The 15,738-nt window shown below is 58.0% G+C and carries 13 protein-coding genes and 1 other RNA gene; 6 read left to right on the forward strand and 8 right to left on the reverse strand.

Going from position 1 to position 15,738, the window contains the following annotated elements; genetic code table 11:
- Nucleotides 1-11 precede the first annotated feature (11 nt).
- From ACFPM8_RS19220 to ACFPM8_RS19245, 6 genes are all read right to left on the reverse strand, one after another.
- Nucleotides 12-476: an EVE domain-containing protein gene (locus ACFPM8_RS19220; RefSeq protein ID WP_378999952.1), complete on the reverse strand. Its 465-nt coding sequence runs from the start codon at nt 474-476 to the stop codon at nt 12-14.
- A 90-nt stretch (nt 477-566) separates the two neighbouring features.
- A non-coding RNA gene (gene ssrS, locus ACFPM8_RS19225) (6S RNA) lies at nt 567-747 on the reverse strand.
- Between the two features lie 111 nt (nt 748-858).
- A complete protein-coding gene (locus ACFPM8_RS19230) occupies nt 859-1,170 on the reverse strand; it encodes a cell division protein ZapA (RefSeq protein ID WP_378999954.1) in 312 nt (103 codons plus the stop codon).
- Entirely contained in the window at nt 1,167-1,382 is a 216-nt protein-coding gene (locus ACFPM8_RS19235; RefSeq protein ID WP_378999956.1) for a DUF904 domain-containing protein, read from the reverse strand. Before ACFPM8_RS19235 ends, ACFPM8_RS19230 begins: the two co-directional genes overlap by 4 nt.
- Before the next feature lie 138 nt (nt 1,383-1,520).
- Nucleotides 1,521-2,348: a formate dehydrogenase accessory sulfurtransferase FdhD gene (fdhD, locus tag ACFPM8_RS19240; RefSeq protein ID WP_378999958.1), complete on the reverse strand. Its 828-nt coding sequence runs from the start codon at nt 2,346-2,348 to the stop codon at nt 1,521-1,523.
- A 3-nt stretch (nt 2,349-2,351) separates the two neighbouring features.
- Entirely contained in the window at nt 2,352-3,989 is a 1,638-nt protein-coding gene (locus tag ACFPM8_RS19245) for an OFA family MFS transporter (protein WP_378999960.1), read from the reverse strand.
- Between the two features lie 148 nt (nt 3,990-4,137).
- On the opposite strand from ACFPM8_RS19245, the gene ACFPM8_RS19250 reads away from it, so the two are divergent.
- The 5 genes from ACFPM8_RS19250 (at nt 4,138) to ACFPM8_RS19270 (ending at nt 8,819) form a co-directional block, all read left to right on the forward strand.
- Nucleotides 4,138-5,214, forward strand: a complete 1,077-nt coding sequence (locus ACFPM8_RS19250) for a substrate-binding domain-containing protein (protein ID WP_378999962.1) — start codon at nt 4,138-4,140, stop codon at nt 5,212-5,214.
- 164 nt (nt 5,215-5,378) lie between these two features.
- Nucleotides 5,379-6,164, forward strand: coding sequence for a basic amino acid ABC transporter substrate-binding protein (locus ACFPM8_RS19255; RefSeq protein ID WP_378999964.1), 786 nt, complete (start codon nt 5,379-5,381; stop codon nt 6,162-6,164).
- A gap of 28 nt (nt 6,165-6,192) precedes the next feature.
- The gene (locus tag ACFPM8_RS19260) at nt 6,193-6,978 is read left to right on the forward strand and encodes a basic amino acid ABC transporter substrate-binding protein (RefSeq protein ID WP_378999965.1); all 786 of its coding nucleotides are present in this window, start codon (nt 6,193-6,195) and stop codon (nt 6,976-6,978) included.
- A 115-nt stretch (nt 6,979-7,093) separates the two neighbouring features.
- Entirely contained in the window at nt 7,094-7,891 is a 798-nt protein-coding gene (locus ACFPM8_RS19265; RefSeq protein ID WP_378999967.1) for a basic amino acid ABC transporter substrate-binding protein, read from the forward strand.
- 184 nt (nt 7,892-8,075) lie between these two features.
- Nucleotides 8,076-8,819, forward strand: coding sequence for an amino acid ABC transporter permease (locus ACFPM8_RS19270; protein WP_378999969.1), 744 nt, complete (start codon nt 8,076-8,078; stop codon nt 8,817-8,819).
- A gap of 160 nt (nt 8,820-8,979) precedes the next feature.
- Here ACFPM8_RS19270 and ACFPM8_RS19275 read toward each other — a convergent pair whose 3' ends face one another.
- On the reverse strand, nt 8,980-12,315 hold the full coding sequence (locus tag ACFPM8_RS19275) for a UvrD-helicase domain-containing protein (protein ID WP_378999971.1): 3,336 nt from the start codon (nt 12,313-12,315) through the stop codon (nt 8,980-8,982).
- The gene (locus ACFPM8_RS19280) at nt 12,315-15,035 is read right to left on the reverse strand and encodes a PD-(D/E)XK nuclease family protein (RefSeq protein WP_378999973.1); all 2,721 of its coding nucleotides are present in this window, start codon (nt 15,033-15,035) and stop codon (nt 12,315-12,317) included. Before ACFPM8_RS19280 ends, ACFPM8_RS19275 begins: the two co-directional genes overlap by 1 nt.
- Before the next feature lie 326 nt (nt 15,036-15,361).
- Between ACFPM8_RS19280 and trxA the strand changes: the two genes are divergently transcribed.
- Nucleotides 15,362-15,694: a thioredoxin TrxA gene (trxA, locus tag ACFPM8_RS19285; RefSeq protein ID WP_378999975.1), complete on the forward strand. Its 333-nt coding sequence runs from the start codon at nt 15,362-15,364 to the stop codon at nt 15,692-15,694.
- The last annotated feature ends 44 nt before the right edge of the window (nt 15,695-15,738 follow it).

A 15,738-nucleotide genomic window follows, 5' to 3' on the forward strand; every position in this document is an offset into this window, starting at 1 on the left:
AGTAGGTTTTGCTAGGTGCCCAACAGTTGATGCGTAATATATTGCCACTCAGCCGGCGTCACCGGTGTAATTGACAGCCGGTTACCACGCCGTAAAACCTGCATATCCTCCAACAGCGGCTGCTGACGCAATTCCGGCAAGCCGATCAAGCGCGTCTTTTTGAGAGCGCGCACATCGACCAGCATCCAGCGCGGATTTTCACGATCGGCTTTGGGATCGAAGTATTTGCTGCCCGCATCGAACTGGGTTTCGTCGGGATAGCTGGTGCTGGCGACTTCGGCTAAGCCAGCAATGCCGGGCTCGGCACAACCGGAGTGATAAAACAAAACGCCGTCGCCGACATGCATTGCATCGCGCATGAAATTGCGCGCCTGATAGTTACGCACGCCATACCAGGCAATGGTTTGCCCGGGTAGCGCCAACACATCGTCGATGCTGGCATCTGCCGGCTCGGATTTCATCAACCAATATTTCATTTCTGATCCGTGTGGAATAAAGGAAGAATGGCTAATCAAATTTTAGGAATAAAAAAAAAGCGGCTGCACGTAAATGCAACCGCTTCCGAATAAAGCCCCGCCTGTGCCGCTTTGCCGGCATCCTGAACCAAGAAGATTCAAGTTGGCCGCAGTTAGTTCAACTTCGGGCTCATCGGACTAGCGACGCTCACACCTGTCAAACAAAATCCCGCAGCCGTTGCGCAAAAATGGTTCTAGGATTTTATGGCAATCGCGAACACGGCAGGAGTAATTAGTCTACTCTAAACGAGCTTCGTGTCAAACATTTTGGCGAAATTTTATAGGGCTTTCCATATCGTTAACGAGTAGCTGCAGCCGCTAAGAACATGCTATACGACGCGCCTTAAAAGAGTGCCTCTTGCGGAGCCAATGCCTGATCCAGCACCGTATGCATTGCCTCTATTTTCTGTTTCACTTCTGACATTGTCAGGTCCGACAATGGTCCTCCCGGGGATTTGGTCCCCAACAATTCAGCGGCAATGCCGAGTGCGGCAATGACGGCAATCCGATCATTGCCGCGAATTTTGCCGGTGTCCCGGATGACGCACATTTTGCCATCCAGGTAAGCGACCGCTTCCTGCAGAGCGGCTTCCTCGCCTGTTTTGCAAGCCAGCGTGTATGGCTGGCCCATGATGTTGACGCTTAATTGGCTCATACGGCCTCCTGATCTTGCGGCAATGCCGGGATTTTTTCGAGTAAGGCGGCGACCCTTTGGTGCGCCTCGTTCATGCGCTGCGTCAGCTCCGCATTTTCTCTCAGCAGCGCGGCCGCGTTCAGACGCAGGTCGGCATTTTCACGCCGTAACGACTGGGTCAATTCGGCCAGTTGCCGAATCTTTTCAAACAGTTGGTGGAATTCTGAAATCATTTTGTCACTCTAGTGTTGCGAAGGAATTTACGTCTATAGATTCGAGCTAAGCGTTTTCCGCGTCGGTCGTCATTCTATCCGAGAACAGCAATCACCCACGACATTCGACGAAGCCCTGGCAACAGCTTGAGTAGATTTTTATTCCGCCAGCAGCCGCTGCGGATTGGCGTAAACCACATGCCCACGCTGCCGCACAAAACCCAGCAAGGTCACATCGGCCTGTTCCGCCAGCCGAATCGCCAGCGCGGTCGGGGCCGAGACCGCGGCGACAATGCCGATTCCCATGGTGGCGGCTTTTTGCACCATTTCATAACTGGCGCGACTGGTGATGATGACCGCACCGCTGGAAAAATCATGCTTGCGATCGGCTGCCGCCAACGCACCGATCAACTTATCCAGCGCGTTATGCCGACCGACGTCTTCACGTACCAGGCCAACCGCGCCATCCGGCCGCAACCACGCAGCCGCATGCGTCGCGCCGGTAGCATGCTGCAACTGCTGCTGCTGTTGCATGCTTTCCATCGCAGCGTAAAGCACCGCTGCGGAAAAATGCGCATCGCACACCACCGGCGGCGGTTTGCGCACTGCTTGCTGCAGTGTCTCGGCACCGCATAAACCGCAACCGGTGCGTCCGATCAGATTGCGCCGCTTTTCCTTCAGCGCCGCAAAACGTTGCGACGCAATCCGCATCTGCACCTGAATCCCATCCGACGCTGTGACGATTTCGCAATCGAACAATTCACTGGGGTCCGCCAGAATCCCCTCGGTCAATGAAAAGCCGAGCGCGAAGTCTTCCAGGTCGGCCGGCGACGCCATCATCACCGCGTGCGAAATGCCGTTGTATTCGAGCGCCACCGGCACCTCTTCAGCGACCACATCGCGGCTCTTGGTCACATGACCGTCGCGCCACTGTTCAACGCCGACATCGGCTGTGCTTGCGTATTCGGGCGGGATGGCGGCGCTCATTTTTTACTTAAACAATACAGCTGATTTTTGCAGAGTGATCGAGATGCCCCAGACCAATGGGATGATCACCGCCGCCCAAGACAGCACCAGCAGCAATGGATTGCCGCCGCTGCCGATGCGCGCCATATCTTCTGCCGCAATCGTCACGCTGCCGTTGGCAGCCGTCTTTTCGTGCGCCAGTTGCTTTTCACGGGCCAATTCTTCCGGCGTCATGAAGTGTTTTGCAGCGATCGGCCGCACCATCAGGTTGCACAGCAGGCCAAGGACCAGCATCCCGGCCAGGATGTACATCGTGGTGCTGTACACCGACTCGCGCGGCATGCCCAGTCCGAGTTGATATTCGCGCATGTAATTGACCACCACCGGCCCGAGAATCCCGGCGGTCGCCCACGCGGTCAACAAGCGGCCATGGATCGCGCCCACCATCTGGGTGCCGAACAAATCCGCCAGATAAGCCGGCACCGTCGCAAAGCCGCCGCCGTACATCGACAGAATCAGGCAGACCGCTGCCACGAACAAGGCCACGCTACCGGCCGCGCCGGACCAGGATAGACTCACGTACAGCACAAAACCGAGCACGAAGAAAACCACATACGTGCTCTTGCGTCCGAGGTAATCGGAGCACGATGCCCACACGAAGCGACCGCCGATGTTGAACAGGCTGATCAGGCCGGTGAAACCTGCCGCGATCGCCGCAATCGCGCCCTTTTGTTCCGGCGACAATTCGGTGAACTTGACATTGATGCCCAGTAAATGGCCGCCGAATACTTCTTGCAACATCGGCGATGCCATGCCGATCACGCCGATGCCGGCCGAGACGTTCAGGCACAGTACCAGCCACACCAGCCAGAATTGCGGAATGCCCCAGACCTTGCTGACGTGTACGTGGTTCTGGGTAATCATGGTGTTGTTGCTGGCTGCCGGCGGCGTCCAGCCGGCCGGCTTCCAACCCGTCGGCGGAATCCGATAAGCAAACGCGCCGGCCATCATGAACACAAAATAAATCAGCGCCATCACGACAAACGTCTGCCAGACGCCGACCGAGACATCGGAGGCGAAGTGCTTCATCAACTTGTCCGCCAACGGACTGCCGATCAGTGCACCGCCGCCAAAACCCATGATCGCCATGCCAGTCGCCATGCCGCGCCGATCGGGAAACCATTTGATCAGGGTCGATACCGGCGAGATATAACCCAGCCCCAGGCCGACGCCGCCAATGACTCCGGAGCCCAGCCACATCAGCCAGATCTGGTGGTGGTACACCCCGAACGCCGAAATCAGCAAGCCGCCGCACCAGCACAAGGCCGACACAAAACCGGCTTTACGCGGACCGACGTGTTCCAGCCAACCGCCCCAGATAGCTGCCGAGGTGCCCAATAACACGAAGAACATCGTGTAAATCCAGCCCAGCATCGAAATCTTCCAATCGCAATGCGTCGCGAATATTTCTGCAAAAAATCCCAACTCCTTGCCGCAGGCAACCGACTCCTTGATTCCGATCGCTTTTGACAACGGCAGCCAAAACACCGAAAAGCCATACGCCATACCGATACACAAGTGAATCGCCAATGCCGCCGGCGGCACCAGCCACCGATTGAAACCTGGACCGGCAATGGTCCGTTCCTTATCCAACAACCCCATATTCCCCCCTGGAAATAATAAAAAACACAACATGCACATAGGCAATGAAATACATATAGCCGGATAAGAGGCGTATATTCATTTTATTTTTTAGCTATGACAAAATATCATCCCGACCAGGGATACTCAATAGGTTACGTTATGCATAATGTTTAAAGTTACAATCAAACCACACTGGGAAATCTCGCATGGCGTAGGGTTGACTATGGATACGGCTGTGCTGCTGGCATTACTGAGCGCCGTCCAGGAAACCGGCTCGATCGCCAATGCCGCCAAAAAAGTTAACATCTCCTACCGCAATGCCTGGGGCCTGCTGCGCGACGCCGAAAGCCTGTTCGGTCACCCGTTGCTCCAGACCGGGCGCGGACGGGGCAGCAGTTTGCTGCCGCTGGCCGAGAAGTTAATCTGGGCCGACCGCCGCATCGCGGCCCGCTTGTCGCCGACGCTGGAAACGCTGGCCTCCGAACTGGAAGGCGAACTTGGCAAGACTATCGTCGACCGCCCCCCAAGCATTCGCCTGAGCGCCAGCCACGGCTTCGCGGTGGCCGCCTTGCTGCATCAACTCAATAGCATGCAAGTGCCGGTAGAACTGCGTTACCGCAACAGTACCGATGCGGTCGCAGCGTTATCGCGGCGCGAGTGCGACCTGGCCGGTTTTCACGTGCCGCTGGGAGAATTTGAAGCCGCCGCAGTCGCTTGCTACAGCCACTGGCTAAGCAATAAAAAACATTGCCTGATCCATCTGGCGGTACGCAATCAAGGATTGATCGTAGCAGCGGGCAATCCTAAAAATATTGTCGCCCTGTCAGACCTGCATCGGAAAGATGTCCTTTTCGTCAATCGTCAAACCGGCTCCGGCACCCGCATGCTGCTGGAACTGATGCTGACCAAGGCAGCGCTGTCGCCGGCAAGCATCGACGGTTTCGAAAACGCTGAATTTACCCATTCGGCGATTGCCGCATATATTGCCAGCGGCATGGCGGATGTCGGCTTTGGGGTGCAGACGGCAGCAGATCGATTTGGCCTGCACTTTATTCCGTTGATTCGCGAACGTTATTTCTTCGCACTGCCGATCTCCGCGATGCAGGACCCACTGATGCAACAGGTCATCACGGTCCTGCAATCCACCGCTTTTCGCGACACCGTCAATCTGCTGCCAGGCTATGACGGCAGCGCCACCGGCACTATCCTGACGCTGCCCGAGGCTTTCGAAAGCCTGGATTAAACTGGCCCCGGCTGCAGCGCAGGTTATCCTTCGCCTGGCACAACGTCACTTGTTAGCATTCCTATCACATGATGATATTTGTCTGAATCATTGCACTTTACAAGCATGAATTGAATTTAAAATAGCGCCTTATTCGCGGATGACATAACTACAGGAGAGCTTGCATGAAACGATTTTTGAATATGGGTCTGTGCCTGCTGTCGAGCGCCTTGCTGCTGACAGCCTGCGGCAAACATGAGACCAAGACAGCCGAAGCACCTGCGCAAACTGAATACCTGGTCGGCGCTGAAGCGACCTTCGCCCCATTCGAATATCAGAACGAGCAAAAGGAAATTGTCGGCTTCGACGTCGACATCATGCATGCGATCGCAGACAAGGGCGGCTTCAAGGTCAAATTCGTCAATACGCCGTTTGAAGGCATCTTCAATTTCCTGGCTCAAGGCGACCGCGATTTGCTGGCCTCCGCCATCACGATTACCGACGAGCGCAAACAGACAGTCGACTTTTCCGAGCCCTACTTCGAAGCCAATCAACTGATCGTGGTGCCGAAGGATTCCAAGGTCACCAAATTCGACGATTTGAAAAACATGAAGGTGGGCGTGCAAAGCGCCACCACCGGCGATGAAATCGTGCAAAAAATGCTGGGCAAAAGCAATCCCAACATCAAACGCCTGGAATCGGCCACCTTGGTCATCAAGGAACTGGAAGCCGGCGGCGTTGAAGCGGTGGTGGCCGATAACGGCGTCGTCAAAAACTACATCAAACACAATCCGTCGGAAGGCTTCCGCCTGATCTCCGATCCGGCTTTTCCTAAAGAGTATTACGGCATCGCGATCAAAAAAGGCAATGCGGATTTGCTAGCCAAGGTCAACAAAGGACTGGCCGCTATCAAAGCCGACGGCACCTACGACCGCATCTACGCCCAATATTTTGCCGACAGCGCCAAATAAAACCAGAACTGCTCGCCTAGGAGACGAAATGAAACAACGTTATCTGCCAGCGCTGATTCTGGCTTGCTCGTTCATCGCATTTACAGCATGCAGCAAGAAAGACGCCACGCCGGCCGCAGCCGAAAGCCGCGTGGAATACGTGGTCGGGGCCGATGGCGCTTATGCTCCTTTCGCTTCCGAAAACGAGCAAAAAGAACTGGTCGGCTTCGACATCGACATCATGAAGGCGGTCGCGGACAAGGCCGGCATCAAGATCAAGATCATCAACACCCCGTTCGACGGCCTGTTCAACGCCCTGACCCAAGGCGATCGCGACATCCTGATTTCAACCATCACGATCACCGACCAACGCCGCCAAACCATGGATTTCTCCGAGCCCTACTTTGTGGCGAACCAATTGATCGTGGTGCCGCAAGACTCGAAGGTCGCAAAATTCGAGGATCTGAAACCGATGAAAATCGGCGTCCAGAGCGCCACCACGGCGGACGAAGCAGCGCAAAATCTGGTCGGGAAAAACAGCCCTAGCGTCAAGCGTTTCGAATCCATGCCCCTGGCTTTCCAGGAGCTGGAAGGCGGCGGCGTCGATGCGGTGGTTGGCGACAACGGCGTAGTGACCAATTACGTCAAAAACAATCCGACCAAGAATTTCCACATCGTCAGCGATCCTGCGTTTCCTAAAGAGTATTACGGCATCGCCGTCAAAAAAGGCAATCAGGCCTTGCTGACCAAACTCAATCAGGCTCTGGCGCAAATCAAGGCCGATGGCACCGAAGACCGGATTTACGCGCACTACTTTGCCGATCAAAAGCAATAAACGGCATCGTTTTCGATCCATTTGATCCGAACTTTAACCAGGACTGCCGACCCGTTTCGCCGTTTTCAGCTTCGCATCGGGAACAGCTCGGCAGCACATTTTTGCGAGAACACGCATGAAACAATTCCTACGACGCTATGCACCAGTCTGCGCCCTGGCTTTTGGCTTGATGGCCGTCACCGCATGCAGTAAAAAAGAAGAGGCGCCAGTCGCGGCCGCCAAGCCGAGCATCTATATGGTCGGCGTCGAGTCGGCCTATGCGCCGTTTTCTTCCGAAAACGAAAAGAAGGAAGTGGTCGGCTTCGATATCGAAGTGATGCAGGCCATCGCTAAAAAAACCGGCATCGAGGTCAAATTCATCCCGACCCCGTTCGAAGGCTTTTTCAACTTCCTGGCCCAGGGCGACCGCGACTTGCTGATTTCAGCGATCACGATTACCGATGAACGGAAACAGACCGTCGATTTTTCCACGCCCTACTTCGAAGCAAGCCAGTTGATCGCTGTACCGCAAAACAACACCACCGTGAAACAGTTCAGCGACCTGAAATCATTGAAGATCGGCGTCCAAAGCGCCACTACCGGCGATGAAGTGGTACAGAACCTGGTAGGGAAAAACAACCCGAGCATCAAGCGTTTCGACTCCACGCCGCTGGCATTGAAAGAACTCGAAACCGGCGGCGTCGATGCCGTGGTGGCCGATGATCCGGTGGTCAAGAACTACATCACCAACAATCCATCCGCCAGCTTCCGCGTGGTAGCGGATGCCAGCTTCCCGAAAGAGTATTACGGCATCGCGGTACGCAAGGGCAATACCGAACTGCTGGCAAAAATCAACCAAGGGCTGGCCGACATCAAGGCCGACGGCAGCTTTGCCAAGCTCAACGAAAAATATTTCGGCAGCGATAAAAAATAAGCAATCGGGGCGTCACATGTTGGCGCCCCGGCATAGTGCCGCGTCAATCGCAGAGCACCGCGCTACGCAACTGCAGTATAATTTTCGGCTATTTTTTTAGCACCTCATTGCGCAACCCTGGCAATTCGTCAGTCGATTGCGCTTCTTTCTTTCACGTTGTCACACTGTTTCTTTTCAATCATCTATGGATTTTCGCTGGAGCATCATACAAGGCTACGCGCCGCTATTCGTCAAAGGCTTCTTCATGACGCTCCAGGTCGCCGTGATCAGTATCATCATCGGCACCATACTGGGCCTGATGCTGGGCATGCTGCGGCTGGCGGACATCAAACACGGGCCGTGGAAATATCCGGTGCGCATCGCCAAAGGGCTGGCCAATTTCTACGTTGCGTTTTTTCGCGGCACCCCGCTGTTTGTGCAGATTCTGCTGATCCATTTCGCGGTGATGCCGGTATTGATTCATCAAGACAACGGCCTGCTAATTTCCGGCGACCTGGCGCGCACCATCAAGCAGGATTACGGCGCATTCATTTCCGGCATCGTCGCCTTGTCGCTGAACGCCGGCGCTTATATCTCCGAAATTTTCCGTGCCGGCATCCAGTCAATCGAGCGCGGCCAAACCTATGCCGCTTCCAGCCTGGGCATGGGCTATAAATTGACGATGCGCTATGTGATCCTGCCGCAAGCATTTCGCCGCATGTTGCCGCCGCTGGGCAACGAAGCGATCACCTTGCTGAAGGATTCTTCGCTGGTATCGGCGATCGGCCTGGCCGAGCTGGCCTATGCCGCCAGGACCGTGGCGGGCGCTTATTCGCGTTACTGGGAACCGTACATCACGATTTCAGTCGTCTATTTCGCGATGACCATGTGCCTGGCGATGCTGGTCGGGCGGCTGGAGCGGAAATACGCGGCGCCGCATCGTCATTGATTCAAACATCATGGCGGAAAGCGCTTCGCTTTTCCGCCCTACACTCTGGCTTAGATGGACCGTAGGGCGGATGAGCGCAGCGTTATCCGCCGCTGGATGTGTCACAAGTGTTTGACGCATCCAAAACGGCGGAAGACGCTGCGCTTTTCCGCCCTACTTGCTACTTGCTGTCAGCGTCGCCCGTCATTTCCCACAAACGGCCATCCACCGTCACCAGCGCCGTGCGCAATAATTTACCGCCAAACACCGCCTGCGCTGCCAGCCGATAGCTGGCCAGCTGGGCGCTGTACGCGGCACGCTCGCTGTCGAGCAGGTTGCGTTTGTAATCCAGAATCCACACTTCATCGTCAAACATCACGACCCGATCAAAGCGCAGCAGTGCGGCATCGGTCACGATTTCCATCTCGTTGCGGGCAGCGAGGTGCAAGTCGGGATTGAAAAAGTGCTCAAGTGCCGGTTGCGCCAGGATGGTCTGCGCCTGCTGCCGGACCATCTGCGCCAGCGTCAGCGAACATGGCAGCCAGTGCGCAATCGTCGCCGCATCCGGCACCACAATCGGCCAGTGGGCGCGCTGGGTGATTCTCTCCAGCAGTCCATGTAAGGCAATTCCTTCGTCGATGGCATCGTTGCTGAAAGCCGGTGCCTGGATCGTCTCTGCCGCATGCGGCAATTGCGGCGGATCGAACACCGCCAGACTAAATCTCCCTTCGCCAGAAGCGGTCACCCCCCCGTCGGCCACTGCTTCAGGCGCGACTTCCGGCACATGCAGCATGCGCGCATACCAGCTATGTTCAGTCACTCCGCCGCGCGTGCCCTCCACCCCGCTGACGATCAGCAACTGCTTGGCTCGGGTGGCGGCGACGTACAGCAGGTTCCAGTCTTCCTGTTCTTTAAAACCCTCTTCCGCGGCAAACAACGGGTCGCGTGCAACGCCGCGCTCCGCGAAGCTGCCGAACGCCGAAAAATGCACCGGCGCGTCCGCATCTTGCGGCCAATCGCACAGGATGCCGCTATCGTCGCGCGCCGGTTTGCTGTGGTTGGCATCCAGCACCACCACCACCGGCGCCTCCAATCCTTTGGCGCTATGCACCGTCAAAATCCGCACCGCGTCGGTGGCGGCGTCGATGCTGGCCTCATCCGGCGCGTCGCTGGCCGCACTGTTTTGCAAGGAGCGCAGGGCGTCGATAAATTTTGGCAAGCTTGGATAACGGCCGGCATCCATGTTCAGCGCCAGCTCGACAAAGGTTTCAATGTTGCCGATCGCCTGGCTACGCGACAGCGGGCTGGCAGCTTGCGCATAACGCGCCAGCAATTGCCCCTGATGCAAAATCACATCCAGCAAGTCATGCACCGGCAAGCGCGGCGCGACCTCCAGCCATTGCCCCAGCAAGGTCGCCGCACGCTGCAAAGCCGGCGACGCGGAAGGCGTCGCGGCTGCCGCCAGCAAACGCGACCACCAGCCGCGTTCGCCGCGCTGCGCCAACGCAATCAGGTCGTCGTCGCCGGCAGCGAAAATCGGCGACTTCAACACATGGCCCAGAGCGCGCGCATCGTCCGGCGTAATCAAGAAAGTCAGCAGCGCAATCAGGTCGGAAATTTCCAGCGACTCCAGCAAGCCGCCGCGCTTGTCCGACATGAACGGAATGCCGGCGGCACGCAAGGCGCTTTCGTAAGCTCCCAGATGACTGCGCTTTTTCACCAGCAGCATCACATCCGACCAGCGCATGCCGCGGGCGCCATCTTGATGCCCAATCCGCAGTTCGCGGCGGGCCCGCAACAGCGCCTGCGCGACCAGGCGGCCCTCGTCGCGGCGGCGCGCATCCTCGGACTCTTCACGCGGCGTGGTCAATGGATTGCGCCAGCCCTGCGGCTGTTCTGCGTCGGCCGCAGCGGCCTGCTGCACCAGCGGCAGGCGCCATACATCGCCGCCCGCCTGGCCCAAAGTGGTTTGCGCCGAGAACAGCGGATTGGCATCGAACCCGGTATTCAACACCTCGACGATCGCGGTCGCATTGCGCCTGGTCTGATTCGCTTGCAGCACGGTCGCGCCTTGCTGCTGCAACAGCGTGCGCGCAGCTTCAAACACGCGCGGTTCGGCGCGCCGGAAGCGGTAGATGGATTGCTTCGGGTCGCCCACCACGAACACGCTGGGCTGACCGGCATCCTCGCCGTAAGCGCTGAGCCAGGCGCGCACGATGCTCCATTGCAGCGGGTTGGTATCCTGGAACTCATCCAGCAAAATATGCTTGTAGCGCGTGTCCAGCCGGCTCTGCAAATAGGCGGCGCTGTCGGGATTGGTCAGCAAGCGGTAGGCATGCCATTCCAGGTCCGCAAAATCGAATACGCGCTGTTCGGCCTTCAGCGTCTGATAGCAATCCACCAGCGCTTTGCCGACGCTGAACAGATGTTGATTCAGTGTCAGCACGGTGCGCTCGTGGCTGCGGCGGCGCAATAACTTGAGCGCTTCGCCGACCGCCGCGAACTGGTCGTCGAACGCATTCTCCGCGTCGCCGCCCAGATTGTTTTCCAGCGCCTTTTTCAAGTCCTTGGTCTTGGTATTGCCGCGGGCCTTGCCGTTGTCGTCGAAAAACTGATGGCACAAGGCGTCGAAATTTTCCACTGCGGCGCCGGCACTCAATGCCATCTCAATCGCGGTCGCGCGCTTCTGGTTGGTCGCGGTGCCATGCCCCAATAGCCAGGCAATGGTCTTGATCTGGGCCGTCAATTTATCGTCGTCCCAGAGCGACAATCTGGCATCGAACTCGGCGTCATCGCCGCACAGTTCGCGCAGCCAGGTCAGCGGCGCGTCCGCATCGTCCTGGACCACCGCCCACCATTCGGCGCGCTTGTCGACAAACGCGGTCAACAACTTGCGGGTGCTGAAATCGCCCACCAACTGATACAGCGCCAGCAAGTCTTGCCGGATCTGGCGATTGCCGTCATCGTTCAGCGAGCGCATGAAAGTCAGATAAGCGTCGGCCAGCAACTCGCCGGTTTTTTCGGTCAGCGCATAGCCGTGCGGCACACCAGAACTCAGCGGTGCAATCTGCAACAAGCGCGCAAACCAACTGTGAAAAGTGTCGATCGACAAACTCTGCGGACTGGCCAGTACCCGCTCGTATAACTGACGCGCCGCCGGCAATACTTGCGCCACATCCTGCGGCAAGATGCCGCGCTCCAGCAGCAGGCCGCGCACTTTGTCGTCCGGCTGCAACGCCAGATCGTGCAGCAGTTCCAGCAAGCGCTCGCGCATTTCCTGGGCCGCTTTGCGGGTAAAGGTAATCGCCAGCAATTCAGACGGCGCAGCCCCGGCCAGCAACAGCCGCAACATGCGCGCCACCAGCAGCCAAGTCTTGCCGCTGCCGGCACAGGCCTCGACCACCACCGAATGACGCGGATTGCAGGCGGCGTTGGTGAAACTTTGTGCATCGACTGCGGCGCCGTTCATTTGATAGGCGCGCGGCGGCATGCCTGTCTCAGCTATCAGTTCATCCATCACCACGCTCCCTTGCGGCACAGGCCGCGCACATCGCAATATTGGCAAACCGATTCGACCCCGTTCGCAGGCAAGCCAACGCCGTCCGCGATGGCTTGCATGTGGACCGTGATCCGGCTCGCCAGCGCCGGTTGCGCCTGCTCATAATCCGCGGCCGCGACGTCGCCGATCTTGTCCTTGGTGGTTTCCAGCGCGACGTAATGCGCCGCCGCCACCGGCCGGTCCGACAGCAGGCCGTAAAACGCCAGCTGCTGATCTTCGTGATCCTTCAGCTTCTTGTTGAGGGCGACCAGGTTATTGGTCTTGTAGTCGAGCACCGCCCGTTCGCCGGCTTCGTTTTCGTCGATCCGGTCGATCCGGCCATGCAATGTCAGTTGGCGCTCCGGCAGCGGCAGCATTCTTTCATACGCCTGCTCGCCGAACACGAAGCGCCAGCCTTGCGCCTCCCGTTCGTTGGCCCAGACCACGTACGCCGCGATCACTTTTTGCCAGCGCACGTAATAGCCCAATGCCGCGGCATTTTTGCCGATGATGTCGTCGAACACTTTTTTTGAAATATCGATCAGCAAGGCTTCGCGCCGCTCTGGCGCACACGGCTGGTCGCGCAGGGATTCGTGATAGGTCTCCAGGATTTGATGCAGCCAGCCGCCGTAATCGCGCTTTTCCGGCAGGTCGGACAATTCGTCCAGCGATGCCAGACCCAGCATCCGCCTGGCAAAAAATTGATACGGGCAAGCGATGAAACTGTTGTAGGCGCTGGCCGTCAAGCGGGTCGGCGTCAGCGGCGCGGCGGCCGGCGCCGGCATGGCTGACGGCATGGCTTGCAAGCTCTGCTCGGCAATCGTCGCCCGCCGCTGCGGCAGCGCCGGCACCGCAGCCCGCGCCAGGCTCAGTTGCAGGCGTTCGATCCAAGGGCTGACCGGATTCGGTTCGCCGTCCTTATGCGCTTGCCAGGACAACACCACTTGCGGATTCATCGCCAGCAGTTCGACCAGATCGCGCAATTGCTGACGCTGCCGGCTTTCCCTGGTCGCCAGTCCCAGCTCGCGCCGCACGGTGTTGGCAAAAAACAGCGTTTCATGCGGTTGCGAAGGCAAATGATCGGCATCGGCGCCGACCACCAGCACCGCGTCGAAACTGCGCAAGCGAGCGCCGTTCAACGGCAGCATCACCACCCGGCGATCGCTGGCGCGGCTGATGAAGCTGGTCTCGTCAAGCTGCAAATTGACCAGCGCGCGCCATTCCGAAAATGAAAATACGGCGGCAAACGCATTTTCTGCCGGCGCAATATTTTCGAGCAACTGCACGATTTGCCGACCGGCAGGGTCGGCATTCAACGGCGTCGCCATGCCCAGCGCATCCAGCGCCGCCAGGGTGACGGCGATCCAGTCGCTCAGCGTTTTGCGGCCGCCGAACAAGCCGGCTTGCTGCGCCAGCAAGGCGACCACTTTCTGCTCCGCAGGCGCCTGCGCCAGCGCGTTGATGACGCTGCGCCACTCGCCCGAGACATTGGCACGGCGCAGCGCGAGCTCGATCTTCATTACCAGCGCTGACTTGTTGGCGGCATTGTTTTGCGCGCCATGCAGCAAATCGTCCTGGCCGTTATCCAGCACGAACGGCGACTTCAGCAGATCGAGTAAGGCCGTGGTCTCGCCGCGCGCAGTGACGACGTCGAACCAGGCCGCCAGCGCGGAGGCGGCGCGGGTGGTGGATAATTTCCAGCCGGTTTCATCGGCCACATGGATCTGCGCGCGCTCCAGCAAGGCGCGGATCCGGCGCGCCACCACCCGGTCTTGCGCCACGATCGCGACGCTGGACAGCCCTGACTGCAGCCAGTCGATCACCAGTTGCGCGCCCTGTATCGCTTCGTCCTCGACACTCTGGGTCGGACACAAGGCAATGCCGCCGGGCGCTGCAATCGCGCCGGCGGCAGGCTCGGCATCATCGGCTGCATCGCATAACTCAGGCCATGCCTGCGCATAGGTCGGCAGCAATGCCTCGGCGCGCCAGTCGAGCGTGATCGACAATAGTGGCTGACGGCTGGCGTAGGCCTCCAGGAAAGCCTGCTCCAGCGGGTCGGGCGCGACCGAGCTGATCCATATCAATGGTTGGCTAGCCTGCTCGGCCAGTTGCAGCATTTGCGCAAAACGCGCGGCAATCGCGTCATCGGCGTCCAGCTGACTCTTCCAGATCGACCACACCAGCTGGGTTTCATCCGACAGCAATTGGCGCGCATCCGGCGACAGTTGTTCGAGCGCCTTTTGCCAGCACTGCTCGGGATCGACCGACGCATGCATGGCCGGCAATTGCGCTTGCGTCAACTCGTCGGAAAGCGACAGCAGCGTTTGCGCCAGCGGCATCAGATCGGTATTGCGACGCGCGCTGAATATTTTCTTTAGCCAGCCATGCTGGCGCAATTCGGCATATAGCCGCATCAGGCGTTCGCTGGCGGCGCCGGCCGTCGCTGCCTGTGATGTGGGCGGCAAGCTCGCCAGCCATGCCGTCAGCGTGCCGATTTGCGGTGGCACGAACACGCCGCCCAGTTCCTCGCTCAACGCCGCCTTCAACTGCTGCGCGTGGCCGAAGGTCGGCACCACCACGCGCCAGTCGGCAAAATCGCGGCTGCAATCGCCGCCGCGATCGCATGCTGCCAGCACAGCGCGCGCGGCATCGGACCAGAAGGCGGCGGACGGAGAAATCAATAAGGGCTTATGCGGCATGGAACTCACAGGATGGCGGGGCGCGGGGCGGTCTGCTGCGGATGAAGGCCGGGTTGCCTCCTTTTTTGCAACAATCGTTGGGTATTTTATGCGAGCCGCCTAAAAAACAAGCGCGCAATCTACACTTTTTATGAAAATCAGTTATGATTCACCGACTATCCCGCCGCAATACCTCTTATCACACCCACAAAAAACTTGAATTCGCCTACGGCAACCCCATTTTCCTATAAGCATTAGAATACGGAACCGCCGATGGCAAGCACCAGGCAAAAATGGTAAGTCGTCCAAGCAAACATTGATTCTTTTTCCCTCACATTGAGGAAACCATGAGCGCAAACATTAAACATATTACCGACGCATCTTTCGAAGCAGATGTACTCAAATCCGACAAACCCGTACTGGTCGATTTCTGGGCCGAATGGTGCGGTCCGTGCAAGATGATTGCGCCTATCCTGGAAGAAATCGCCGCGGACGCGGACTACAGCGATAAGCTGCAAATCGTCAAACTTGATGTGGACGCCAATCAGGCAATACCTGCCAAATTCGGCATTCGCGGCATTCCAACCCTGATCCTGTTCAAGAACGGCGTCGCCGCTGCACAAAAGGTCGGCGCACTGGCCAAAGGTCAATTGACCTCGTTCATCGACAGCAATATTTAATAATAAAAACAGCGAGTAATCGCGGCGGTGCGCCCGCACCGCCT

This window comes from Paraherbaspirillum soli, assembly GCF_042654985.1.
GTDB classification, from domain to species: domain Bacteria; phylum Pseudomonadota; class Gammaproteobacteria; order Burkholderiales; family Burkholderiaceae_D; genus Paraherbaspirillum; species Paraherbaspirillum soli.